This is a genomic window from Granulicella sp. L46 (assembly GCF_009765785.1).
GTDB lineage: Bacteria > Acidobacteriota > Terriglobia > Terriglobales > Acidobacteriaceae > Granulicella.
In genome coordinates this window covers 315,099-339,781 of the sequence record NZ_LMUT01000007.1, presented here as the reverse complement: position 1 = coordinate 339,781, position 24,683 = coordinate 315,099, and the positions used below count along the sequence as shown (strand labels likewise).

17 protein-coding genes are annotated in these 24,683 nt (G+C 55.8%); 3 read left to right on the top strand and 14 right to left on the bottom strand.

Going from position 1 to position 24,683, the window contains the following annotated elements:
• Positions 1-34: 34 nt before the first annotated feature.
• Positions 35-1,159 carry a redoxin domain-containing protein gene (locus tag GSQ80_RS06595; protein ID WP_158786842.1) on the bottom strand — a complete coding sequence of 375 codons (1,125 nt, stop codon included), beginning with the start codon at positions 1,157-1,159 and terminating at the stop codon, positions 35-37.
• 247 nt (positions 1,160-1,406) lie between these two features.
• Here GSQ80_RS06595 and GSQ80_RS06590 point away from each other — a divergent pair, with 247 nt between their 5' ends.
• The 3 genes from GSQ80_RS06590 to GSQ80_RS06580 all read left to right on the top strand — a co-directional run bounded on the left by GSQ80_RS06590 (position 1,407) and on the right by GSQ80_RS06580 (position 5,512).
• On the top strand, positions 1,407-4,442 hold the full coding sequence (locus GSQ80_RS06590; protein ID WP_158786841.1) for a PAS domain-containing protein: 3,036 nt from the start codon (positions 1,407-1,409) through the stop codon (positions 4,440-4,442).
• Positions 4,435-4,806 (top strand): response regulator, encoded by a 372-nt coding sequence (locus GSQ80_RS06585; protein ID WP_158786840.1) that lies wholly within the window; start codon positions 4,435-4,437, stop codon positions 4,804-4,806. Before GSQ80_RS06590 ends, GSQ80_RS06585 begins: the two co-directional genes overlap by 8 nt.
• 76 nt (positions 4,807-4,882) lie before the next feature.
• Complete coding sequence (locus GSQ80_RS06580; RefSeq protein ID WP_158786875.1) at positions 4,883-5,512, top strand: response regulator transcription factor; 630 nt, start codon at positions 4,883-4,885, stop codon at positions 5,510-5,512.
• A 386-nt stretch (positions 5,513-5,898) separates the two neighbouring features.
• Here the strand turns inward: GSQ80_RS06580 and GSQ80_RS06575 are convergent, their stop codons facing one another.
• From GSQ80_RS06575 to GSQ80_RS06515, 13 genes are all read right to left on the bottom strand, one after another.
• Positions 5,899-6,345, bottom strand: a complete 447-nt coding sequence (locus GSQ80_RS06575) for a response regulator (RefSeq protein ID WP_158786839.1) — start codon at positions 6,343-6,345, stop codon at positions 5,899-5,901.
• A gap of 8 nt (positions 6,346-6,353) precedes the next feature.
• On the bottom strand, positions 6,354-7,211 hold the full coding sequence (locus GSQ80_RS06570) for an SDR family oxidoreductase (protein WP_216850155.1): 858 nt from the start codon (positions 7,209-7,211) through the stop codon (positions 6,354-6,356).
• Between the two features lie 85 nt (positions 7,212-7,296).
• The gene (locus GSQ80_RS06565) at positions 7,297-8,631 is read right to left on the bottom strand and encodes an epoxide hydrolase family protein (protein WP_158786838.1); all 1,335 of its coding nucleotides are present in this window, start codon (positions 8,629-8,631) and stop codon (positions 7,297-7,299) included.
• Positions 8,632-8,764: 133 nt separating this feature from the next.
• Positions 8,765-9,463 carry a hypothetical protein gene (locus GSQ80_RS06560; RefSeq protein ID WP_158786837.1) on the bottom strand — a complete coding sequence of 233 codons (699 nt, stop codon included), beginning with the start codon at positions 9,461-9,463 and terminating at the stop codon, positions 8,765-8,767.
• A gap of 93 nt (positions 9,464-9,556) precedes the next feature.
• The gene (locus GSQ80_RS06555) at positions 9,557-10,843 is read right to left on the bottom strand and encodes a hypothetical protein (protein ID WP_158786836.1); all 1,287 of its coding nucleotides are present in this window, start codon (positions 10,841-10,843) and stop codon (positions 9,557-9,559) included.
• Positions 10,762-15,444, bottom strand: coding sequence for an ATP-binding protein (locus GSQ80_RS06550; RefSeq protein WP_158786835.1), 4,683 nt, complete (start codon positions 15,442-15,444; stop codon positions 10,762-10,764). Before GSQ80_RS06550 ends, GSQ80_RS06555 begins: the two co-directional genes overlap by 82 nt.
• A gap of 5 nt (positions 15,445-15,449) precedes the next feature.
• A complete protein-coding gene (locus tag GSQ80_RS06545) occupies positions 15,450-16,412 on the bottom strand; it encodes a nucleotidyl transferase AbiEii/AbiGii toxin family protein (RefSeq protein WP_158786834.1) in 963 nt (320 codons plus the stop codon).
• Positions 16,399-17,148 carry a DUF6088 family protein gene (locus GSQ80_RS06540; protein ID WP_158786833.1) on the bottom strand — a complete coding sequence of 250 codons (750 nt, stop codon included), beginning with the start codon at positions 17,146-17,148 and terminating at the stop codon, positions 16,399-16,401. Before GSQ80_RS06540 ends, GSQ80_RS06545 begins: the two co-directional genes overlap by 14 nt.
• A gap of 133 nt (positions 17,149-17,281) precedes the next feature.
• Positions 17,282-19,981: a MobF family relaxase gene (gene mobF / locus GSQ80_RS06535; protein WP_158786832.1), complete on the bottom strand. Its 2,700-nt coding sequence runs from the start codon at positions 19,979-19,981 to the stop codon at positions 17,282-17,284.
• A 2-nt stretch (positions 19,982-19,983) separates the two neighbouring features.
• Positions 19,984-21,921: a type IV secretion system DNA-binding domain-containing protein gene (locus GSQ80_RS06530; protein WP_158786831.1), complete on the bottom strand. Its 1,938-nt coding sequence runs from the start codon at positions 21,919-21,921 to the stop codon at positions 19,984-19,986.
• A complete protein-coding gene (locus tag GSQ80_RS06525; RefSeq protein ID WP_158786830.1) occupies positions 21,918-22,310 on the bottom strand; it encodes a hypothetical protein in 393 nt (130 codons plus the stop codon). The genes GSQ80_RS06530 and GSQ80_RS06525 overlap by 4 nt, the downstream gene beginning before the upstream one ends.
• A gap of 457 nt (positions 22,311-22,767) precedes the next feature.
• Positions 22,768-23,802 (bottom strand): RepB family DNA primase, encoded by a 1,035-nt coding sequence (locus tag GSQ80_RS06520; RefSeq protein WP_158786829.1) that lies wholly within the window; start codon positions 23,800-23,802, stop codon positions 22,768-22,770.
• A gap of 66 nt (positions 23,803-23,868) precedes the next feature.
• Complete coding sequence (locus tag GSQ80_RS06515) at positions 23,869-24,264, bottom strand: single-stranded DNA-binding protein (RefSeq protein WP_158786828.1); 396 nt, start codon at positions 24,262-24,264, stop codon at positions 23,869-23,871.
• Between the last annotated feature and the right edge of the window lie 419 nt (positions 24,265-24,683).

Below are 24,683 nucleotides of genomic sequence, written 5' to 3'. Positions count from 1 at the left end.
TCAATAGGCGACGACGTCGATGGCAATCTCTGGATCAGCCGAACGTGAACACAAAAACTTCAGCTCCAGCGTCGAGAAATTCGATGTCAAACTGCCGGTCAGCAATAGGCTCTGGTTGTCGAATGAGTTGATAGAGTCGCTGTTCGATGATCGTGCCGTTACCCTCAGGATCGATATCCCCTCCGTGAGCGGCGAGTGGCGGCTGTTGATCAATGAGCACGCGGAATCGCACAGATGCTCCTCGGCTAGCCGGTCCCATGACCAGGTGAAGATCACGAGCATGGAACCGATATGAGATGCTCCCATTCATCTTGTTGAGGACAGCACCCTCTGCACGTATTGTCCAATCACCCGAAAGGGCCCATTGATTGAGTTTCAAGTGCGCCGGGAGAGCATAGTTTTGACTCTCATTTGTTGCCGCCCCGCCGGGTGATTCAAAGCTCTCTGATCGCTCGTAGCCGACATAGGTTTCCGGAGATCGCAAGCTGTTCCAATTGGCAGGAGCTTCCACGCCACGCGCGTCGACCGAACTAAAGCCACTAGCGACGCTCGTTTTTCCGATTTCCCTGAGCAATTGTTGGACGACCAGTTCGGCTCGATCATAGTTGCCTTCACCGAGCTGATGATGGCGAATGCGTCCGGTTGCATCCCCGAAGTAAAGCGCTGGCCACGCGTTGTTATTGAAGGCGCGCCATATCGCATGATCGTTATCGATCGCGATCGGATAGTCGAGCTTCATGCTTTTTATGGCCCAGCGAACGTCATCGAGGTTCTTTTCAAATTCGAACTCCGGTGATTGGATACCGACGACTACTAATCCCTGATCTTTATACTTCGCCGCCCATGCCCTGAGATAAGGAAGTTGACGTAGTGAGTTGATGCACGAGAAGGTCCAGAAGTTAATGAGAACGACCTTTCCGCGCAGGTTTGCGGTGGTGAGCGGCCGCGAGTTCACCCACTCTGTCGCGCCGGCGAGAGAGGGCATCGAACCTTCCGGAACTAGTCGAACCGCGGACTCGTTCGATTGGGCATTGGCGCAACCGGTCAGACCGAGGTGGGTGGCAACAATCGCCATTGCCGAAGACCCCAGAAAGCGGCGACGATTTTGCTCGAGTTTTGTCGGAATTTGCCGCTCTGTCGGTAGAAGCTTAGACCGCATTATTCAGAACCTCGGGATTGCCTTTCATGACGGCGGTGCACGATGACCACCACCGCCCGGTCATGTCTGGTTTTCTCAATAAAATCCAGCCATTCGGACACTTGCGATCACACCATAAACATTAGGGAGAATCTATGGGACAAAGGTATTGACCTCACGGTTTTGCCCCGAACCGGGAACGACCCTCGGTAAAACCGAGACCAAAGGATGATGGACGCGTGCCCCAAAAGAGGCGCATCCTTATCGGATGGGGCACGAGGCGCGAAGTACCGGAAAACCGGACGATCCAGGATGTGCCACTAGGCCCGACGACTCGTCTATCGGTGAGGCTCGATTTCGCGAAATTTTAGATGGAATTCCCGGGTTAGTGATCACGGCGGCCGCGACGGGCGAACTTGAGCTCTTTAACCTTCAGGTTCTGGAATTTTTCGGGAAGACACCCGATGAGCTACGAGACTGGACGGTAGGCGCGATCGTCTACCCTGATGACCTTGCCCGTCTGGTCGAAGCCTTCACGCTTTCGATGGCAACTGGCTGCCCTTACGACCTCGAGTATCGTCTTCGTCGCTTCGACGGCGTCTACCGGTGGTTTCATGGTCGCGCCCTTCCAGTCCGAGACCCGGAGGGTCATATTCTCAGCTGGTACTTTCTACTAACAGATATTGAAGATCGTCGACGAGCAGAATCTCTATTGGCCAGCGAGAATAGGCTGCTCGAGATGGTTGCGGGCGGTAATTCAATATCGAAGATACTCGACGAGCTTTGCGGGTTTGTCGAAGCCACGGTTACCGGTTCCTACTGCAGCGTCGTATTAGTTGACAGCACTGGAACCCGCCTAGAGCACGGTGCAGCGCCTAGTCTTCCGTCTACCTTCGTCACCGCCATTGAGGGCCGCCCCGTAAACATTGAATCTGGCCCGTGCGCGATGGCAGCTTACCTCAACGAGCAAGTAATCTCCGCGGATCTCGCCTTGGAAACGCGCTGGAAAGAATACGAATGGTGCCCCATGGCATTGGCGCACGGACTGCGATCGTGCTGGTCGACTCCCATTTCTTCCACGATCGGAAAGGTTCTTGGCGCATTCGCGATCTACTACACGGAACCGAGAATACCGACAGTCGAAGACCAAGTCCTAATCGCCCAGTTCACTCACATCGCGAGTATCGCCATCGAACGGCAACAGTCACAAATGTCGCTGTCGCGGGCACTTCATGAACTTAAGACATCGGAAGGCCGATTTCGCACCACCATCGACGCTATACCCGGGCTCGTTTGGAGCGCCGGTCCCGACGGAAACGTCGACTTTCTGAGTCAAGCGTGGTGCGACTACACTGGCGTCGGCTTGGAGGGCGCAGGTGGGTCGGGCTGGGCAAAGACTCTTCACCCAGAGGATGCGGAGCGATTGACAGGCTATTGGGCATCTTTGTTGGCGTCCGGAGAGTCTGGCGAGTTTGAAGCGAGGTTCCGTCGTTTCGATGGCAGCTGCCGCTGGTTCTTGATTCGGACCCTTCCATTACGAGATGAGACTGGCCGAATCATCAGATGGTACGGCTTGAACACGGATATCGAAGATCGCAAACAGGCCGATTCTCTGCTTGCCGGCGAGAAGCGTTTGTTAGAGAGGGTTGCTAGCGGTACCCCACTGGGATCGATTCTCGAAGACCTTTGTCACTTTGTTGAAGCCACTGTCACTAGCAGTTATTGCAGCGTTCTATTGGTCGACCCAACACGCACTCACCTTCAGCACGCAGCTGGGCCGAGCCTCCCGATCAATTTCAATGCGTCTGTTGATGGCCTTCCTCTAGTCGTCACATCGGGACCCTGTGCGACGGCGGTGTGCCTGAATGAACAGGTGATCGCTGCCGACATTACCCTTGATAGACGGTGGGCAGAATACGCATGGTGCCCTATGGCTTTGGCGAACGGATTGAGGGCTTGTTGGTCGACCCCCATATCGTCGACCAACGGAACAGTCATCGGGATCTTTGCCATCTACTACAAAGAACCCAGAACGCCCACATCTGAAGACCAGGCCCTAATCGGCCAGTTCACCCATATTGCGAGCATTGCAATCGAGCGCGCGCAAGGTGAGGCGGCGTTGACACGCAGCGAAGCATTTCTTGCAAAGGCTCAGCAACTTAGCCTGACCGGAAGTTTTTCATGGCGAGTCGCAACCGGCGAAATAACTTGGTCGGAGCAGGCCTATCGCATCTTCGAGTTTGACCCGGTGCGGGCAGTGACGCTCGAACTCATCGGCTCCCGCGTTCACCCGGACGACATCCCATTAATGCACGACATGGTGGCCCGCGCGCAAGCCGGCAAAGACTTCGAGTACGAGCATCGGCTCCAGATGCAAGATGGTTCGATTAAATACCTCCATATGATCGCTCATGGAATTGTGGACGAGGTGGGTCAAATGGAGTACATCGGTGCTGTCCAGGACGTAACGGAACGTCGGCTATCGGACCAGGCGCTGAGCAAAGTTCGTTCGGAGCTCGCCCATGTGGCCCGGGTCACAAGTCTAGGAGCCATGACCGCATCCATCGCGCACGAAGTGAACCAGCCGTTATTCGGCATCGTGAACAATGCGAGCACCTGTCTCCGCATGTTGGCGGCCGATCCTCCCAATATCGATGGAGCACTCGAGACCGCGCGACGCACGCTTCGCGATGGAAATCGCGCCTCTGACGTCATTAAGCGGTTGCGCGCGCTCTTCAAGAAGACGGAAGCGATTGCCGAATCTGTAGATCTAAACGAAGCTGCGCGCGAGGTAGTGGCGTTGTCGCTGAGCGACTTACAAAGAAACCGCGTCGTCCTACGTTCGGAACTCGCCAGCGACCTCCCGCCCGTTATTGGCGATCGTGTCCAACTTCAGCAGGTGATACTGAATCTTCTGCGAAACGCATCCGACGCAATGAGTTCCGTAACTGACCGTCCCAGACAACTGGTGATTAGGACCGAGGGAGACGAAGGCGATCGTGTGCGTTTGACGGTCCAAGATACAGGGGTGGGACTGGATTCCGAGGCTATTGATAAGCTCTTCCAAGCTTTCTACACAACAAAGATTAGCGGTATGGGAATCGGGCTTTCAATAAGCCGCTCCATCATCGAGAAACATCACGGACGTCTATGGGCAGCGCCGAATACCGGTCCCGGAGCTACATTTTCTTTTTCAATTCCTCGAGGACCCGGGGCTGTAACCGGTGTCGACAGTCTCGACACCATTAGGACGCCCGCCGCCGCGACCGAAGCGGCCGCGTCATGGGGAACCCGTAATGTCTAGACCTTCACTCGTGTCACTTGTAGATGATGACGAGTCCGTACTCGAGTCACTTCCTGACTTGCTGAAGGAATTTGGCTTTGCGGTCAATGCGTTTTCATCTGCTGAGGAGTTTCTTGCGTCCGGCAGCGTCAGCGCAACTAAATGCCTGATCCTCGATATCGCCCTGCCCGGCATGACCGGCCCTGACCTTCAGCGGGAGTTGACTCTTCGGCGGCAAGAGATCCCAATTGTTTTTATTACAGCAGATGAAGATGAGACCATTCGACCGCGCATGCTCGAACGGGGCGCGGTCGACTGCCTTTTCAAGCCGGTTAGTGAAGCGACCCTTCTCAAGGCACTTGACAGGGCCCTCTGCGTAAACTGACTCACAAGTCGCATTGTCTTGACGAGGACTTATGAACATAGCAACGGGATTTCAACCTGCTTCGAGACCATTACATATGCGCCAAGCGACACCTACCGTGTTTGTTGTAGACGACGACATCTCCGTACGCGAATCGTTGGAGTCGTTGATACGTTGCGCAGGCTGGCGTCCCGAGGTGTTCGCTTCTGCGGAGGAGTTCCTTTCCTGCCCTCGGACCCCAACTCCAAGTTGTCTAGTCCTAGACGTCGGTCTTCCTGATCTCAATGGCCTCGACTTACAGAAGCGCATTGCCCTGGACCGCATTGATATTCCCATTATCTTCATCACTGGGGCAGGCGATATTCCAATGTCGGTTCAGGCCATGAAGGCGGGTGCCGTCGAGTTCCTAGAAAAGCCGGTGAGCGAAGATATTCTATTAGGCGTTATCGGAAATGCTATCGAACGAAGCCACATTACCCTGGGCCACCAAGAAAAAATGCGAGCGATCCGCGATAGTTATGCCTCACTCACTCGCCGAGAACGGGACGTTATGGCACTCGTTGTGACTGGCCGCTTGAACAAACAGATCGGCGGAGAACTCGGCATCAGTGTGATCACCGTGAAGACTCATCGAGGCAATGTTATGCGGAAGATGAAAGCCGACTCTCTCGCAGACTTAGTCAAAATGGCCGTGCGGCTCCGCCTGACGGTTGCTCCAAAGGTCTAAGCTTGAATGCGCCGAACTCGTTAGGGCTAGAGAGCTTTATCGATTTTCCCGTTCTTTGACCTCCGTATTTCACGGCCAGGCCTTCTTCAGACGCGAAGAGCGTGTGGAAAGTTCCTTTCAGTACAGCGATCGCGAGGACGCTGCAGAGTGTGCTGATCATTGACCGACGAGTTCCGATATGGAATCAGTATTCTGATAGATCGCGACTCCAAACCGCCTCGCGCTGTTGTCTACTCCGAGAGAAGTTGTATCCATCTCTTTGGGTCGTGTAACGATCGCCAGTTGCACTGGATAGGAGCAGTGCGGGCAAGATGTTGGGTAAGTTGAGCCCTGTACCCCGCCAACCGGATGACAAAAGGCTCGCAGGCATTCTGGGCACGATAAAGCTACGGCTGGCCCGCCACATTCATGAACCGGCAGGTTAGCCACCCAAATCGGTACCGGGCACGCATCCAGTCCCGTGAGTCTCTCTCGTGGATCGACCCTAGGATCTCAAACAGTCGAGCTGCGCCATTTGAACCTTTGGCGTAAAACGCGTCCGCCGCCACACCTGGAGGAACGAACACGCCTGAGTACGCTCCACTCATGGCGACGACTGCGATTGCTGGGAATCGACGTCGGACGACCGACAGGAGTTCGAACCCCGACATGTCGGGCATATCGAGATCAGATACGAGAATTCCAGGAATTCGATCTCTTACCATTGCCAAGGCCGAGAATCCATCTGATGCCGTACGAACGGTGTAGCCCCGTCTTCTCAATATTTCTGAAAGCCCATAACGGATTGTCGGATTGTCATCTGCGAGGACAATATCACTCATCTTTTTCGTCATCGTTTCTCCTAGCGTTGACCGCCCGACTCGTATCGCCCTGCAGGAGAACTCAGGGATAACTTCGGTATCAGATTGTGTCGAGCAGCCTCGAACGTCTCCCAATCAGCGAGGTCCGGCAGTGAGGGAATGGTGATTGTCTCGCCCAATTCGAAGCCGGCAATTGCGGCTTCGACCATATCTTCAGCATTCATGACAACTTCTGCTGGGAGTCCATCGAGTGGGGTCGCGGACAGGTCCCAGAAGTCTGTCGCGGTCGCACCCGGCACGACCGTCTGAATGCGGATACCGCGCCCGCTGAACTCCTTGTGGAGTGAAAGGCCAAAGGCCAGAACGAAAGCCTTGGTGCCTCCATAGACTCCATTCAACAATTCAGGAGCAATACCGAGTGCCGACGAGATGTTGATAACCGCTCCTTTGGCCCGTGCCACAAATGCTGGCATGACCGCATAGGTCAGCCTCACAAGAGCGGTAACATTGACTTCGATCATCTGATCAATTCTGTCGATATCGGCGGCGAGGAACGGTGTTGGCACACCTACGCCTGCATTGTTGACGACAAGAGTGATACCTGCATCCGTCCGTAAGACCTGCTCGACCTGAGCGAGATTTGCTCGGTCACCCAGATCCGCGACAATAATCTCAACGGAGCGGCCGGTATCTTCCCTCACGCGCTTCGCTACCGCGCTGAGGCGCTCTCGACTCCGAGCGACAAGGATGAGATCATATCCACGGCTCGCTAGCTGATCGGCGTAGATAGCACCTATTCCAGAAGAAGCTCCCGTTATCACCGCCGTACCCTTTGAGCTCGAACGGATGAGGGCCTTACTTAAGAAGCGCTGCCGCTCCCTATTGGTTATTGCGGACATCGTATTTCTCCAATGTGTTTGAATTTGATTTCGTCGCGATGACATGGGCGGACGTGCGCACTCAACACGCACGCCCTACGTCGCTCTAACTGCGTAATGGATGGAACGCCGCTCGCATTTCTTGGGAGAACAGCGCAGGCTGTTCCCAAGCGGCGAAATGACCGCCCTTCGGAGGCCGGTTGTAGTAAATTAGCTTCGGATACGCCTTCTCTGACCAACTTTTTGGGGCTTGGTAAATCTCGTCCGGAAACGCGCTGACAGCGACCGGGATGGAGACGCCCCTCGGATCAAAAAAGCCCCCCTTATATTCCCAATAGAGGCGAGCCGCGGAGACCGCAGTCTTGGTCAACCAGTAGAGCGTAATATTTTCAAGAACATCATCCCGTGTCAGCCCCTCCGTCTGACCGTCGAACACCTGAGCGATGAGAGCTTGACTACTCGCGTCGTGATCCAGGATCCAAGCGGCCAATCCGATTGGCGAATCCTCAAGGGCATATAGCGTTTGAGGGCGGCCCGACATCTCTTGCGCATACCCGAGGCCATGCTTGTAGAAAAAATCGAGCTGCTCCCACGCCCGATCCTCGTCGGCTGAAAGTGTGTATGGCGGCGGTTGTCTTAGCTGGAGTGCCTGCTCAATATCCGCCGGGACAGTGGCCGCCATGTTAGTGTGAATCCCAATGAGTTCGGGAGGCAACTGCAGAGCCATCATTTCCGTAACCGAGTTACCCCAGTCCCCCCCTTGCGCGACGAAGCGACTGTATCCAAGGCGTTTCATCAGTATCGTCCAAGCGCGAGCGATGCGGTTCGGATCCCAGCCAGTTGCAGTTGGCTTTCCCGAAAACCCATAACCCGGTAGCGAAGGGATGACTACGTCAAAAGCATCTTCTGCCGTTCCACCAAATTTTGTAGGATCGGTCAACGGACCAATGATCTTCAGTTGTTCAATGATCGATCCAGGCCAGCCATGGGTGATGATTATCGGCAACGCGTTCGCATGTTTTGATCGGACGTGAATGAAATGGATATCGAGCCCGTCGATCGTCGTAACAAATTGCGGCAGGGCGTTTAGCCTCGCCTCAACTTTCCGCCAGTCATAATCCTCTTCCCAATATTTCGCGAGCTTTTGCATGGTCGCGAGTTGGACGCCTTGCGTTACGTCGCTCACTGTTTCCTTCTCTGGCCACCGCGTCGCGGAAATGCGCCTGCGCAGATCCACGAGGTCCGCTTGGTGAACGTTGATACGGAAGGGGCGGATGGATGTCGCTCCGCCACCCGTATTCGACCCTGTGCGGACCGGAGCGCTCTGTGCAGCGCGAGCGTCAGTGGATCGGGCCAGGCCGAGAACGGTGACTGCGCCTGCAGCAGCTGAAGTGGCAAGAAAACTTCGCCGAGTCGATACGATTGTTTCGAATTCTGTCATGATCTTTCTCCTTAAGAAACTGCCGCTGCACGCATCCGTTGAATTAGATCCGTTACGCAGTTGTGATCACACCAGAACGGTTGGGGCGAATCTATGGGACAAAGGTATTGATTGATACCTTGGCATGAGTTGTTCAGAGCCGACCAATTTGGCTAAGAGCGAAGAAGATCGCACGGCTGGTTAATCGCCGAGGTGGCCCGGATCTGATGCGCAATTGGGCGAGTGTTTGATTGATGACACTAGGTCCAAACGCCTTCAGACCGGACGGATCAATGGAAGTTCCAAGATATCCGGACCGGCGGCAAGAGGAATCCACGTCGACTGTTTCCCGATCGGCATCTGCCTTGCGGGCTATGGATTGAGCAAATATTCTTCGATCTTCCGCAGGGTCTAATCTGCCTTCGGCCTGCATACTGTCGCGCAGTGCGGCAAAATCATTCAAAGCCATTTGCTTACTGGCATCTAGGAGTCTTCTCATCTCTTCGCCTTCGGCTCTAAGCTCGGAGACGCTTCCAGCGTTTAGCACTCTGACGATCGCATTGTTGATAGAACGGATGACATCTTCTTTGCTTGGCGGGGTCTTGAAGAGACACATTCGGAAAAAATCGTCGGACCACGGTAGAACCCCACAAGCCTCGGGATTATGAACTCGTGGTAGCGCCTGGACTCCCGCAAATGCACTCTCCGCATCCTTCGTTCCCAACTGAGACAGCAATTCAAGAATTGCAATAGGCGCGAGTAGCAATTGAACGGCTATTTCCGCCGGCACGCTTTCGGTGTGGAATGCCTGGCCGAAATAATGAAGGACGTTTGTATCGGTGTATATCTTCACCACGTGGGGCATCTCCTTCGTTCATTGCCCGTCAGACAGTGACATATCAACTATGGTTAGTCATTTTCGACCGCTATGGGTTCGTTGAAGCTCCTAGAGCGAAAACTCGGGGACAATGATTTTATCCATTCCCAAAAGTTTCGCGGCTGAGACCGTCTCGTGTTCATCACTGTATTCACTTTTCCGAATCCGATAGTCATGCCTGAGGACGAACGCCAGTTTTAGATCGAACCTGTCTAGCGTGGATTCCAGCCATGGGCGATCGCTCACAGAAAATAGCCCATGTCCGTCGTACCGAAACTTAAGTCGACGCAATGGACCGTTAATCCAGCTGAATCCTGAAAATACTCTGCGTCCCCCACTCTCCATACTCCAGCTGTGTGTGTCTGTTACCGCCGAGCCATTTTGTGCGAGAGGTGCAGACGGAAAGACAAGAGATTCCAGCCCTCGCCAATATTGCCAGCAATTGATGTTGGCGGAATGAATCCTTCCAAGCAAAGGAAGAAGTAGAAGATCGCCAATCTTAATTCCCTCGTGGTCGTCTGGCGTCCATTCCGGCAAGGGCGCATCGAAGATCGAAAGCAGTTTGGGATGAAGGCTGTCAAGGGACCAGGTTGGTCGTTGTAACAGGCTGAAGATCCGCTCAGCGCTCGGAAGCTGTTTCCCCGCAACTCGGTATCCAAATGGAATCAGAGAGAAGTGGGAAGATTGCAGATCTTCCTTTTCCGAGATAAGCGGCCCCTCTGCGAAGATGAGGGTTCCTTCGTCTAGCGCGGTGAGTGCGAGAGCACCAGTCCTCTCCCAGTCTTCGGAAGATTGCAGGTTCTCCACGGTTTGGGAAGCCTTAGGCCACCACTGCGGCCGTTCCTTTGAACCTATATCCCAAAAGCTGAGATCAAGAGGACAGACGATCGCAGAAAGTTCGCGGAGGGAAGATTCATCAATGACCCTTGCCGACGCCAGAGCTTCGTGAACTCTAAGGTACGCCGACTTGAAGATCTCAGTCGTGAGCGAAGATCCACACGGAATGATGCCGTCGCGATGGTCGGATACGTACCTGCCAAACTCCCGAGCATCCGTTCGATTGCCGATTTGCTCGCTCAGACGATCGAAGGTCCAACCCCAGAGTCGCAGGGCATCGGTGTTCGTGGAACGAGCGATGTCGCTCAGATTGCGGTGGTAGATCGGAGCAACATACGCCTGGTTGTATTTCGTAAAAAACTTGCTCGGAACATAATCGGACGGGCAGGCGAAGACCTCAAGGGCATGGCTGGAGAGATCATGGTTGGATTTTTCAGTCATAATTTCATGCTCCCTAAGACCAAGTCCAAGGCGGCGCAGCGCACCTTCAGGTGCGGTACAAGTTCGGAATCGGGCCAAGCATAACCTCGATTGCGGGCGTATACGATTGGATACAACAGCGTAATGAGTTGGGATTCGAGATGGCATGCTGAAAGGCGATTCTCCAACTCACTTCGAATCGGTCCACTCGTTTCCTGGTTGAGCAGTAATTCTCCCAGGACTTGAGCCGCGCGGGAGCGCACCTCGGGATGAACATGGAAGAGCCTCGTGAACAGCGTGGCAAGAAGGTTGCTCTCGTTGCGAGTCCAGAGGACCACAGGCAGTTCAAGGTTCGCCATCAGTTCGATCAACCTCTGGACACCTGCTGCGATGAGTTTCACGGCTTCCTCTGGACGGCCCACTGAGAAAAAGACTTGCGCACCTCGTCGCACTGGCAGTGCTCCCAAGCGTTTGCGATATCCCGTAGATTCGACCGTTCTGTGAATGAAAAGATCAACGTGCTTCGGAAAGTGCTTTTGAAGGTAATTAAAGACAGTCTCAGTTTTTTCCGCTTGCGTGTAAAAGCTATTCCAAACGTGAACCTCTAGTGCTCCGGCTATCAATGCCTCGAAGGCCTGCGCCGGACCCTCGAATTCGAGCACCAGAGGGAGAAGTCTGAGTTTCAGATCTCCTGACCAGGAACGTACCAAGCGCTGGTTTACGGCCTCGTTCATGCAGTCGTAAGCAGCTTTGCGGTCCTTGAGAATCCAGAAGTCGAGCCACTGTTCGCAAAATTCCTTCATGTAGTGATCGCTCCGATTGCGCGTGCAGAATTCGATGAACTGCTGAGGTGGAACCTCCTCGGGATTTGTTGATCGCACCACTGATTCAATGAGTCCCAGTCCCTTTTCCTGCATGGAATGACCGGCGTTCGAGTTCGAAGACGTGGGAACTTGAAGAATGGGATCGTGGTCGACGGCGCGGAGTTTGGTGGCCAAATCCGCTGCGTCACTGTCCTGTGTCGCGCGCTTGGCGATTTGATAGCGAGTAGCAGAATCAATCGCACTGGATAGAAGCGAAGACACCCACACATCCGATATCTTGCCGAATTCAGCGATCTTTTCGTATACGCTTTCTGCCTGGTAGAAGCGTTCTTCGTCCATCATTTGTTGATAGATCGCTGCCGCGATTGCCGAAGAACCCAATTGCATGCTGATGCCGGCGAATTCTTCGACGAGGTGGCTTGTTTCATCTCCATCGGTCACGCGTCCTATGACGTTCACCGCCGAAGCAATACGATCCAACAAGGCAGGCAATTCAGCGATCCCATGCTGAACAGCGAGATTGAGGGCTTGCAGTAGTTCGTGGAAAAAGATGTCCTTGTGATTTCCGTAACCGAGGAGATTGTCGATGGCGTTTCGCAAGGAGCGTTCACTCAGCTGAGGAGACCCGACTCTTCGAGCAAGAGTTGCAACTTCCAAATAAGCTTCAGCGCGTTCAGGAAACTCTAGGAGGCGCGTTTGTAGAGCTTGCAAGCGGGCTTCGACAAACAGCACAACGGACTCTTGGTGAAGAATTTGAGCATCGCAGCTCAATAGAAGCTGGTACTGGTCGTACTCTTCGAATCCGCTAATAGACTTGATCTTGGCCAGCGTGCCGGAGTCCACTGTCTTCTTTTGGAATGTAAAACGGAGAGTGAGGCAATCGCCCAAGATGCCTCGCAGCGCGCGTTTGTAGCTTGTCCAGAGCTCGTAATCTTCCCAGCTAGGGTCGCCGGGAGTGATGAGATCGACCTTGTCGAGCTCCGACAAAGGAGTACAAAGGTCGAGATCCGCTCCCGCGAGAGCCTCTCCCATAGCGAAGCCCATCGAGGCGACGTGACCGGCTGTTTTGCCGGCCCAGCCTTGTGTGCGAACGTCCTTGATCCAGGACTCCAACGCCGCGCGATCGCCAGCGGAACCGGCAAGAAGACCGTTAAGCCACGCGGACCGAAGTGCTCGGCTGAGGGCAGCGCGTTCGTCATCCTTGAACCTTTCGATCGACAGAGGAAGTTCCGGGCGCTTAGGCCACGTAAAACGTGTAGGACTTGTTTCTTTGAGAATGAGCTTGTAGCCCATTTGAGCCCAGGACCCCTCGCCATAGGCTCGGGAGGTGTATGTTCCGGGTTGCGAGAAGCTGGCAAACGCGATCTTCTCACGTAGCTGGCCTCTTTGATCCTGCGTGACAGGCACCACTTCGACCGCGGCTAACGCGTTGGTGAACTGCTGCGAGGTCAAAAGGGCCGAGATGTAATCTTGCGACACGGAGAAGCGGGCTGGTTCCAAGTTGAAACGGCTGATAAAGGCAACGACTTCTTGCAAAGAGGTTCGGGCGATAGCCAGCGCACTCACGTAATACTTGGCTGCGCCCTCCAGAGCGGAAGCATGATTCATGCCCCCCTTTGCATTGGCGATAGCTTCAAAGCGCTCGAGGAGTTCGTCAATGATCGATGGCAACTCTTCGCCGGGCGCGCGGTGTGCGAGTTCCAGCAAAACGTCGCTATTGTCCCGGCTGAATTCGATGAAAGGCAGCACTCCTGGAGTTCGATCCAGCCTCTGAAGGCCGACCATTGAAAGCGCGTCACTCCAGATGGTGTCGTTAGCTTCTGGGTTGTATTCCATTTGATCCGCTGACATGCCGCGGAAGAGTGCTGTGCCGTAATCAGACTGCAGCATCGCGGCGTGACACGCCAAGCGGAGCAACTCTTCAATGGTATGAAGCGGATTTCCATCCTTGATCGAGTCGATGATCCACGTTCGATTCGTCGATTCGATCAGAGGTACAGGATTGCCGGCTTGGAACTCCTTCGCATTGAGCCAACGCCAACGCAGCGACGGATTCGCGTGCTCTCGTAGCCATTGAATCAGGCGTTCTAGGCTGACTGCTTTGTAGGTTTCGGTCTCCATGTGGTTGGTGACGAACTCCTGAAAACTGGCATGAAAGAGCGTGAGACCGTGGGAAGTTTCATTGACGAACGGCCGCAGACTTTCAAGTGCCCGCTGTAGATCCGGTGCCGTTCCACTAAACAGAGCGGGCATCGCTTCGCGAGGCACTGCAAACCCTGCGACAGCCAAGACGATGGCGAGAACCTTCGTTTCCGGGCCAAAGGTCTGCCAGATTGTCTCGTAGTAACTTCCCAGATCTCCGCCATACGGTATCAGCTGATCGAGGCTGTGCTCCAAAATGATGCTCTGCCGACTGATGTCCTCTAGTTGGATAAGGCAATAGTGAGCGTGCAAAGGCAGGCCTTCCGTGATCTCAACGAGGCGATTCGCGACAGACTCAATCGCGTGTTCCGGAACGTCAATCGCGGGATGGGTCCTCAACATGGCCTTGCAGTCGTCCATGTTCATCCGAGGCACAGGATACCGGCGTTCTGAAGGTATTTGTTGAAAGAGAGCGCGCACCCTTGCCGACGTGATGTGCCGCGTGCCGAAGATAATCGAGACATGCGACGGTGGCGGTAAGAGCTGCTTTAGGATCAGCGCAAGTTCATCCTCATCTTCGGTGCGGAGCACATGATCGAGCCCGTCCAGAAGAATGACTAACCTTCTTCCGTCTTGGTGGAGTTCAGCAGATGCAGCGGTGAGGATGTCATTGAGCTTATCGAGCGAAGGGTTTATCGGTACATCGGTATATGTTTCCAACTCCGCGATGAGAGCGTCGGCCGTCCGACGTGAATTCAAGCGCTCGAAGATGGAGTCATCGTTACCATCGAGGAAGTAATGATGGCGAATGCAGGGGACATTTTGGAGCTCCAAGTATTCAGACAGTTTTGCTAAGAACGTGCTCTTGCCGGAACCGGGTACGTCGGACAGGATGTAATCGCCACCGTCAAGCGAAAGCAACTGCTGCGCGAACGCCTCCAAAAGATTGCCGCCGAGTGGAACGTAGTCAGGGGCAACCGGGAAGGCTTCGCTCAATCGCTCGACCTTGCGCCAGCCGCATGCCCGTTTGATGGTTTCGAGGTCGACTTTGATCGTAGTTCCGTCGGCGTTTCGCCGCGTAGACCAGATCGAAATTTGATCTAATAGAGATGAGAAACCCTCAGACGTTATGTTGAGTTGGTTCGCCCGTGCTCTTAGCGCTTGCTCCGCTGGATCGATGTCCGGGCTGTTGAAGCGGAACGCGATGGTTGCCAGGAATGCGTCGAGGCGTTCGGAAGCCTTACCAGTCTGATTACGGAATGATTCGAACGTAGTCGAGTTGTTGTGGCGGAGCTTGGTGGACTCAATCTTCTGCGGAAATCCAGCACTGAGGACTGCAGCGAAGTCCTCTGCCGGTGGTCTGTTTGTATGGAGGACGGCCTCAATTGATTTGTATTGCGGGTCACTTTCAACAGACAGCCAGGACTGAAACCATTTTTCGAAAAGTGAGCGGCTCCGTGAGGTTTTCCTATAGAGTAGATCGTCGAGTGACAGGCCAGGTCTATCGGGTCTTTCGGTGACGTGCTTTATCTGAACAACAGACAAGGTCTTATCCGACCTAAGGACTACTACATCGTCGAGGAATCCGTATTCCTCGGCTTCGAATTGAATCCAAAGGAAGTCCGCCGGATGCTCCAACCATGACAAAGCCGCATCCATTCCGTAGAGGTCTTGGTATTGGAACCCCTCGCGAAGTTGTCCGGATTTTGTCAGTGGTGACATCGACAAGTTCATCACCTTTAGAGAAGCTCCCGTAATGCAACGAATCGGGCCCGTACCTCATCCCAGGACGGGTGTGAGCCGAAGCAGAGGACTTCGCATTGACCCCTATATTCTTGGCCGATCTGGACAAGAAGCTGTTCATTTGGAAAGAGGGCATCACTGTTGGCGAAGCTCATCTGCGCAGGATGAAAGTAGCTTTCGGGAAAATGGGCATTGCTGATGAGGTCGTAGTCCCGTTTGATAGCGGCGTATTCCGTTGTTCGGAGCATCTCCAGAACTTCGGGCTGCTGGGAGAGCTGGTAGAGATCGTAGTAGTGCCGTGCATAGGTTCCCAGAGGACGTCCATCCCGTTTCAAAAGCTCGATCTTGCTGTGAATCGCGAACATCTTTTCAACGAAGGTGCGCCTGAAGTGCAGTAAGCGCATTGGAAAGGAGCTTTCATCCTCCGCGCCGAGCGTGACTCCTGTCTCCAAGAGGAACTCACTCAGATAGGAGGTGAGTTCGACGTTCGTGGTAGGTTCTCGACCGCTGGCGGTGCCGGCTTCAAGCAGTACTCTGTTTGCAACTTCGCCTGGGCCACCGTAAAGCTGCGGATAAGAGAAACGGTCGTTGCGTCCGAAACTGCCGATGGTCCGGCTCTCGTCTGGCAAGAACTCCAAGGCGGGGTGTGAGGCGACCGCGTCCCGGAGATTCTTTAGTTCGCGGTCGATACCCCGTTTGGTGAGTGCTGGTTCGAAGGCGAGTGGGTCAAGAAAGATGTCGATGTCTTCTGAAAATCGCTGGATGATGTTCCAGCCTTTGGAGAGACTGGTCCCTCCTTTGAAGATGACCTTATCGCCTGCGATTGTAGCGATGATGCGCAACACCTCAGTGACGTAATAGTCCTTTTCAATAATTGCTGGGCGCAATCCTCGCGCCGCAAAATGTTCCGCGGCACGAAGAATCGCTTGGGAGAAATCGGGATGCTCAAAGAGTCTCACGTTGTGAGAGCTCCTTTGCCTGCCATTTGCGTGCGTGCTTCAGAGAGGCGAAGTATCCGAAATCGAACCGGGACAATGGATTCAGAGAAGTTCGCAAACGTCTCTGGGCGCCTGGATGCTGACCAAGCTCCTCTGCAAATGCCCCAAGGAGAGCGCGAACGCGAGGTGGCTCCGAATCGGCCACTTTGAGCAGACGCTCCAGCAGGCGATCGGTCTTAAGAAGGGCCAATGTCTTTTGGGTCGTCTGTTCGGGCGACAACTCGCTGGACTTGCCTCTCTTGCGCAGGAAATCGAGCAAGGCTGCGTCTTGTTGGGAAAGGTTTTTCCACGCCTCGGGGCGGCGTGAATGAACTTTGGTTTCGGTACCGATGAGCTTTTTGGGAAGGCTTAAGGAGTTGGTTGCAACTTCACTACGTTTGGGGATTTGGGTTGAGAAGCCGAGCAAATTAGCGGCTGCGATCCCGGTTGGAAAGATCGCTTTATTCTGTTCCGCCAATTTCTGTATGGCTCGGGGGTTTGGGCGGCTAGGACCAAAGGGGGTAGGGCGGGACCGATAGTAGATTCCTTTACTCAGCCGTTGCAGGGTCCCGTTGCGGGTAAGACGCGAGAGTGTCTGGGCAACGGCGGGAAAAGGCTGCTCCCGAAAGTCCTCGTGACGCCACAACCGCTCCCCGCCGCGTTCGATCTTGCTGCGGATGGAGCTGGCGGTACTGCGGGTTTTGGCGGACTGTGCCATATCCCTACTGTGTGTCTTTCATGATTGAGTGTCAAGTTTTTTTGCGATAAAATTTGACACTAATCAAAAGAATCTACATGTTTTCAATGGCTTGCCATGTTTAGCTACGAAGATAGCCCCAAGCAGACTGAGACTAAATCGCAATCCCCGGCTCCATTTCGATCGCTGAAGTTTTGGTCACACTATGTCCGAGGCTGGTCGTGAGCGAAGAAGCATTATTCGTGAAGACATGGGCGTCGTGGGCGGCGCGCGACACGGAGACGTATGCGAATCGCGGGTTTATCAGCTCGGGGTGTACGTTGGTGTCGATGTTGACGAGCACTCGGTCAGCGGTAAGTCCCTGGGAGCTGTGGCTGGTCACGGCATAGCCGTGGTCGAAGTGCCGCATCTGGTCGGCGTCGAAGGCAACGGATTTTCCGTTGTCCATGCGAACGGTGAGCTGCCCGTTGCTGGTGATCTGTTCGACGGTACCGAAGTCGCGGTTGGCAACGCCTAACTCTTTGGATGGGGCTGTGAAGCTTAGACGGTCGCCCACCGCAAACTCTCGTTCCAACTCGCGGTAGATGGTTACACCGTATAACCGCGCAGGGTTGTAAGTGACCGTGGTTCCGTCCTCTTTCTGGACGGTGAGCAGGTTGTCTTTCGGCTCGGTGGCGATAATCTTGGTGTAGCTTTGCTTTTCAATGCCGATGTCCTGACTGCCTCGCGGATAGTGGAGTACATCACCCACGGCATATCGAGCGGCCCAGGTCCGGTCGGCTCCGGTCATATCGGAACGCGGCGCGAGAACGCGCATCGCATGATCTTCCCTGGCGACTGTGCCGAGGGCCTGCAGCTCAGAACGCACGGCCTGGTTGATCTGACGGCGCGAAGCGTTGTCCGGCGAGACGACGATAGTGTTGTCCGGATTGGCGGCGTAGCTTCGCGCAATCGCGCCTATACGCTGCTGGGCATCGGCAATCTCCGTAATGCGCCCCTGTTGTTCCAACAGGGCGATGCCCTCCGCGACTTCGCCGCGCGACAGATGCTCGACCGCTTTGAGCAGGTCCGGGGCGTCTCGTTGACGCACGATCTGGTCAAGTTGGGTGGTCTTCATCCCAGCGTTGACCAACTGCTCGAAGGGTTTGCCCGCTTCGACGCCCTGATGCTGACGGGTATCTCCGATGAGCAACACGCGGTCGTTGGATTCGAGTTTGGCGAGGAAGTCGCGGACCTGTTTCGTGCTGGCAAGACTGGATTCATCGAGCATGTAAAGATGACGGTCGGGGTTCGGCTGGCCGGAACGGACGAGAAAACCCTGTAGGGTGTCGGCAGAGATACCGGCGGCGCGGAGCTGGTTGGCGGCGCGGGATGTCGGAGCGAAGCCTTCGACGACATAGCCCCGTTTTTCGGCTGCTTCACGAACCCATTTCAGAAGGGTCGTTTTTCCGACACCAGCCCGTCCCTCCAGCCCTTGCACGACATCGCGCGAGGTCAGAATTTCCTCGGCGGCAGACCGCTGTCCGGCATTGAGATGCTGCTGCTTTTCGGTATGAGCGACGGCAGATTGTATGGACATGATCTGCTCGGCGCGACCCTGCCCCTGTTGCATCCGGCGTAGGATTTCTTTCTCGGCACGGATCGTTTCGGCGGTCGTGAAGCTGCGGCCTGAGTCGTGCTTCTGTCCGGGCACAAGCTGGAACTCACCTGCGGTAACACGAGCCTCAAACCCAGCGCGAACTTCCGAGTACGTTATTTCACTCATACCGCGTCGCAAAGCGTCGCGGAAGAGGTCGCGTTCATCGGTGACGGCCTCGCGCTCAAAGCTGCGGTCGCGGGCATAGGTGACAGCCTGCCGTGCAACCTGTTGCGAACTCTCCCGGTCATGCTCGGGCGCATATTCCTGACCACGTTTCCGTGCTTCCAGCACAACTTTGTCGGCCTGGTTGCCGAACCCGGCGGCGATCTGTCGATGAGCGGCCAGCACCTCGGCGGGTGAGTGGATTTCCTTCTTATCCCGGGTGGAGTGCGCGGCGATCTGCGCGGCCTCCGGCCCCTGATAGCCGGTCTTTTCCAGATGTTCGCGTATCTGCTGGCTGCGGGGGCTGGAGGCGTCAAGGTACTCCTGGGAATAGCCTTTGATCTCCGGTGCGCCACTGCGTCCCGGCTCAATCTCGTAGCCAAGACTGCGGAGGCGATACGTCAGTTCCGATTGATAGACGGCAGTGGCAAACTGTTGTGACTCGAACAGGCCACGTTCCTGCAAGGCCCGCGTCTGTCCGTTATCGCGCACGGCGACATTGAAGATGACGGCGTGTGTGTGGAGCTGCGGCGCGGCGTAGCCGTCCACGGGGCGCGCGGTGTCATGCTCGAACTTCGCGGCGATGAACTCGCCGGTGGTTTCGGCGGCGTGGTTGCCGCCGATGCGGGCTTGCGTGTACCTTTCCAGTTCGCTCAAAGCGACGTTCACCGCTTCCCGGTGCGCGTCCCTCACCCGGTCATCCTCACCGACGAGCGCGGTGAGTGAAACCGACTTGGGTGCGGAGAATGTGGCGTCCCAACCGGCACGATGTTCTACCGGCGCAACTGTCTTCCCATCCGCGCCTTCGTACTCCTGGACGACGCGATGACGTACAAGCTGTTCAGCGGTGTGGGGGTGCTGGCCGTCCGCAAGCCGCGCAAAATGCTCCTCCTTCACGGCCCCGGCAAGGTCAAACTTTTCAGCCAGCTTGCCATGCCACTCGCCCAAGGTCCGGTCGTCTTGCTTCCAATAATTCTGTTCATCAGACATGAACTCTTTGGCGTGGTACGTCTGCGCCTGCGATGCGGAGAGAGGTTTGGAGATCGTCAACATAGTTAATCTCCCAACGAGAATCCTGTCTCGACCGGCTCGTCTTCGCTATCGCCGGGAATGCTGGTTGCCGTTATGTCAGCAGACTTCGGCGGCTTCTTCGTCAGCGTCTTCGGATCGAAGGTAAGGTCATCGTCGTCCAGCGGACGCGGCACAAACGCGGGCTGCGTGGCGGGAATGTCGTGATAAACAAACGAGAATCTGGCGACGTGGTTGCCTAATTTAAGAAAGGCGTGCCGGTCGGGGAGACCGGAGATTTCCGAGTCCAACACCAACGGCTCGACCTGGCGCTGCACACTGAAATTATTGCCTGCCCGCAGCCCGGTGGAGTGCGTCTCCTGCAGCCGCTCGATCTCAACTTTGCCGATGGCGTTCGACATCCACTCGGCGGCCTTGGGCTCCGTGGTTTTAAGGAATATCTTCGTGGCCGGCTGCGACAGCATGACCTCAGCGAGATGACCGTAGATCATCTCAAGCTGGGCCTTACCCTGAAAGCCAAGGATGAGCGGGTTCTTCGCTTTTCTGTTCTCCGTGATCGCAGTATGCAACTGCGGCAGACGTTGCAGACTCGCCAGCTCGTCCAGCACGAACCAGACGGGATGCTGGCTCTCTTTCGGCTCGTTCAAAAGACGCAATACGAGCAGGTCAATCCATAGGCTGTGAAGCGGACGCAGGGCCTCGCGTTCGCTGGGCTTCGACGTAAGGAAGATCCATCCTTTGCGATGGTCTGCCCATTCGGTCGCCGTCCAATGGCTTGCGACCTTGTCTTTCCGTGGAAGTATTCGCAGGCTATCGGCGATCAACCCGAGTGAGGCCAGTACGCCGTTGCGCTGCTGCTGCGCTCCCTTCGCAATCATCATCGCCATCTCCGTGTTCTGGACGCGGCGGTCGATTTCGTCGGGGTTCGCCATCCACTCGACCAACTCCTGCGGCGTGGGGCCGAAGGTCAGCAGATGGGCAAAGATTTTCTGCGGAGTCTCGGTGAAAAACTCGCCCTTCTTATCCGTGGTCGGTTGGTATAGGGACGCGGCAATCGCTCTGGCCTCGGCGCGGCGGCGCAACTCTTCGGACGGTCCCCAATAGGGGCAGCGTGCATCGAGCGGATTCAAAATGATGTCGCCGCGGCTAGGGTCATAGAATCGCTGCACAAACTCGCAAGCCGGGTCGTACACGATGGCAGAATGACCGCGCTCCCTAATCTGTACGAGGAGCTGCATAACCAGCCTGGACTTGCCCGCGCCGGTATCGCCCATGATCTCGATGTGCTGTCCTTCGGCGCGTTGCGGGATACGCATGAGGTGCTTCGACTCGGTGGTTGTGAACCCGACGCCATCGCCTCGGACGGCTTTGTTGAAGCCTTCTGGTGACACGAGCACCGGCCCTTTCAATAGCCGCCCGTACTTCATCTCTTTGAGCCGCCGAACGTCTTTGCGGACAGCGAACGGAAGCTGGAGAAGAAACACGGCGAGCCCTGACCACAGCGGTATGCCGAAGATGCCCAAGAGAGAAGCACCGTCATAAACGAAGCGGCGAAGGTAGTCATGAAGAGGGCGGTTCATGTAGGCAACCTTCGGTCCCCGATAGAGAAAGGCGATGCCGGAGGCATGGGCCGCTGGGGAGAGCGCCAGGGGTATCGGCTTGCCGATTAGCTGCGGTGTAGAACCGGGTTGCACGTCGGCTTCCGTGACAGGACGGGTGTGACGCTGGCGGTCGGCTACCGTAACAAGCTGGTACTCGCTGCTCTGGCGGATGGTGCCAAGGAAGCCCGTTTCGGCATAGCAGGAGAGATAGTAGCGTTGCAGCGGAGTCATGACAAAAGCGAGGTGGAGGTAAACGCAGACGACGGTCACCATGAGCGCAACGAACACGGCTCCGAAGCTGTAGACGGGATAGTGCGGCGGGTGAACGATGGTCTCTTTGCGTCCCCATTGTGTGTCGGTCATGGCTGTTCTGTCATCCCTTCCGCATAGCTGGCGAGCATGTCTGCGGCCGCTTTGCGCTTATTGGTTTTCACGTACCGGAGCATTTCTTTGAACTGCTCCGGTGTCATCTTTTCGCCTCGCAGCAACGGCTCAAGGGTGTTGATGAGCAGGAGACGCAGGGCTTGCACTTCGGCAAACAATGCCGCACCATCGCCGTGTTGCGGTCCGTTCGTGGCATCCAACAGAATCTCCCGCGCCCACTCGCGGAGGTTCTTTCCGCTGCTTGCGGCAACCCGCAATAGCGCTCTTTCTTCAGTGCGGGTAAACCGCGTGGCGATGCTCTGCGTGCGGGTCTCCCGTCCCTTCAGCCGCTGGAGGCGGCCTTCGATTTCAGAGGTCTGTGAAAGCATCGCTGATCCTTCTGAGGCCAGCTTCTGGCGCGGTTCCCAATGGAACCGCCAGAATTTAGCCTCGGCGGCAAGCCGCTTGTTTTCTGTATGTTTCCTGCTGGAACCAAATTGGTTCCAAACGCAACCCTGCGAGGGATGGAGTGTCAACATTCTTCCGGTGCGAAGCACCGCTGTGCTTCTGCCCCGGAATGAAATGGAGGATCATGCGCTCTTCGCCGGCGACAGGGGAGCGGCGACAGGCCCCGGAAGATGCTTCGGAGCAGACGGCTCTGAAGCCTCCGCAGCTGGTGCTTTCCGGATACGCAATGTCGAGGCGACTTTCCGGGCTTCTGGACTCTTCAGGAAGTCCTGGAAGTCGCGATCCTTGCTAAAGACATAGGCCAGAGCTTGCTCGACGACATCATCTGCGCAAGCGCGGATGAATGCCGCGTACTGATCAACCTGCGTTGCGGTTGAATCAGTGAGACGAATCGAAGCGCTGATCTGACGGGTTTGGACAACTTCTAGCAGTGGCATTGTGGTTCTCCTTTGAGGTATGAAGTGAATTGAACTTGTTGCGGGAAATCATCCGCTGCGCTGTGGTCGCAATCTCTCGTGCTCTGGAGGAGCAAAGACCAGGCGCAATCTGCGGCGAACGCCGGCGTTTCACCATGGCGATTACGTCCTCAATCCCCTGCCCTTCCAGCAAGCAAATGCGAGCAGAAGCAATGTCCACAGTGCGCCGCGCATAGTAAAGCGCGTTCGGCTTGTCCGGGCGTCGGGAAGCGAGCGCGAGCGTGATCTTGTCGCAATCTTCTCCGACGGAAAGCTGTTGGAGCACCCACGCCCAATCCCTCTCCGACGGGGTGTTTTTGTAGGATGGGTAATTGCGCGTCACGCCGCGAGGGGTTGGCACGGATACGACAGCGGAGCCAGTCAGCCGGAAGTCGTCGGGGTGATAGCTCGCGTCGCCGAGGTATTCAACGGTGACAGTGTGCGCGGGATCGTACTTGCGATTGTGGAATCCAGGTACGCGAAGGACGCGATTCCGATCGGTGCAAGCCGGATCCCCGCCAAAGGCTATGGTGAGGAGTTTCAGATCTTCTTCCTGCTGGTCGAAATCGAACCCTTCGACCCTCCAAAGCACCTGATACTTGTTCGGAGATGTCGACAGAATTGCGGTCGGAATTGGGACGGCGTCCGATGTCCGCAGAGCGGTGACCCGTTCATCTCCATCGACGTCGATGTCGATATAGAGATGGCGCACCTCCGCGATGCAGTCCTTCGTCCGTCTACGGCTGCCGGCGCGTAACGGATTCGCGGCGACATAGACGTTTGCTCCGTTCTGATTCTCGTGGCGAAGCCATACAAGATATCTGGAAGACAACGCTTGCTCCAACCGGACGACGCGCTGGGGCACAGACGTGGGGTTCTCCCTACGGAGGAGAACTGCAATCGTCTCGGCAGGGTTGAAGCATCGGGTTAGGAATTCTTTCGCGATTGTGGTATTCATTGGGCGCCTCAAAGGTTGGGAAGCCCGGGGTTTACCGGGCTCCCGAGTTGACGGAAGGAAAGCGGCTTATGCGGCCGCTTCCATAGGAAGTTGGGATTCGGTCTCCTGCTCCTCCGAACCGGCCTTTTCTGCCCGGTCCAGCTTGAGGATTGAACTTACCCGGATCTCCCAGATGGTCTTCTTCTGGGCTGGCTTCTTGCCGACCTTCTCCGTCTCGTACTCCCGGCTGCGAAGCTCGCCCTCCACCTGCAGATGAGCGCCTTTCTTCAGCGTGCCGGCGAACTCCGAGAGCTTGCCGAAGACCACGCAACGGTGCCATTCGGTGTGCGAGATGTACTGGCCGTCTTTCTTGTAAGAACTCTTGGTTGCCAGCGAAAGTGTGGTGAAGCTGCGGTTGTCGTTGGAGCGAACCTCTGCGTCGTTGCCGAGGAATCCGATGAGGGTGACTTTGTTCTGGTACATGGTGGTGATCTCCGTTTCGTTTTGAATTGCCCGTATCCTGCTCGGGTCACACCTGGCGAAGCCTAGCGAGTGGGCCCGGCTCCCAAGTGCCAAGCTCTGCATTTACGGAGGGTCCATCACGGATGGAAACCGTAACCCGTAGGGCGACGAAGTCGAAGCAGAGGAGCGCCGAGCCGCAGGGCGCCGGATAGCCCCGAAGCGTGACCCCGAGTAGAGGACGGGATAAGAGGCGGATGAATCCCATTGGACCGAAGTCACCCGTTCGTTTCTCGGCGGCGGATGTTCGCCCAAATCGCAGCTCCACACTGCTGGCTAGAGTTCTGTTGAAAGACGGCATTTTGCCACGGCCGTTGCGCCTTTCGCGGCTCAGGGACGGCACGCGCGGGGCGTTCAGGGACAGGTGGGGCTTTGCTGCCGAA

Coding starts and splice junctions, on each gene's coding strand:
- GSQ80_RS06595 (WP_158786842.1), bottom strand. CDS start 1,159: ATGCGGTCTAAGCTTCTACCGACAGAGCGGCAAATTCCGACAAAACTC.
- GSQ80_RS06590 (WP_158786841.1), top strand. CDS start 1,407: ATGGGGCACGAGGCGCGAAGTACCGGAAAACCGGACGATCCAGGATGT.
- GSQ80_RS06585 (WP_158786840.1), top strand. CDS start 4,435: ATGTCTAGACCTTCACTCGTGTCACTTGTAGATGATGACGAGTCCGTA.
- GSQ80_RS06580 (WP_158786875.1), top strand. CDS start 4,883: ATGCGCCAAGCGACACCTACCGTGTTTGTTGTAGACGACGACATCTCC.
- GSQ80_RS06575 (WP_158786839.1), bottom strand. CDS start 6,345: ATGACGAAAAAGATGAGTGATATTGTCCTCGCAGATGACAATCCGACA.
- GSQ80_RS06570 (WP_216850155.1), bottom strand. CDS start 7,211: ATGTCCGCAATAACCAATAGGGAGCGGCAGCGCTTCTTAAGTAAGGCC.
- GSQ80_RS06565 (WP_158786838.1), bottom strand. CDS start 8,631: ATGACAGAATTCGAAACAATCGTATCGACTCGGCGAAGTTTTCTTGCC.
- GSQ80_RS06550 (WP_158786835.1), bottom strand. CDS start 15,444: ATGAACTTGTCGATGTCACCACTGACAAAATCCGGACAACTTCGCGAG.
- GSQ80_RS06540 (WP_158786833.1), bottom strand. CDS start 17,148: ATGGCACAGTCCGCCAAAACCCGCAGTACCGCCAGCTCCATCCGCAGC.
- mobF (WP_158786832.1), bottom strand. CDS start 19,981: ATGTTGACGATCTCCAAACCTCTCTCCGCATCGCAGGCGCAGACGTAC.
- GSQ80_RS06530 (WP_158786831.1), bottom strand. CDS start 21,921: ATGACCGACACACAATGGGGACGCAAAGAGACCATCGTTCACCCGCCG.
- GSQ80_RS06525 (WP_158786830.1), bottom strand. CDS start 22,310: ATGCTTTCACAGACCTCTGAAATCGAAGGCCGCCTCCAGCGGCTGAAG.
- GSQ80_RS06520 (WP_158786829.1), bottom strand. CDS start 23,802: ATGAATACCACAATCGCGAAAGAATTCCTAACCCGATGCTTCAACCCT.
- GSQ80_RS06515 (WP_158786828.1), bottom strand. CDS start 24,264: ATGTACCAGAACAAAGTCACCCTCATCGGATTCCTCGGCAACGACGCA.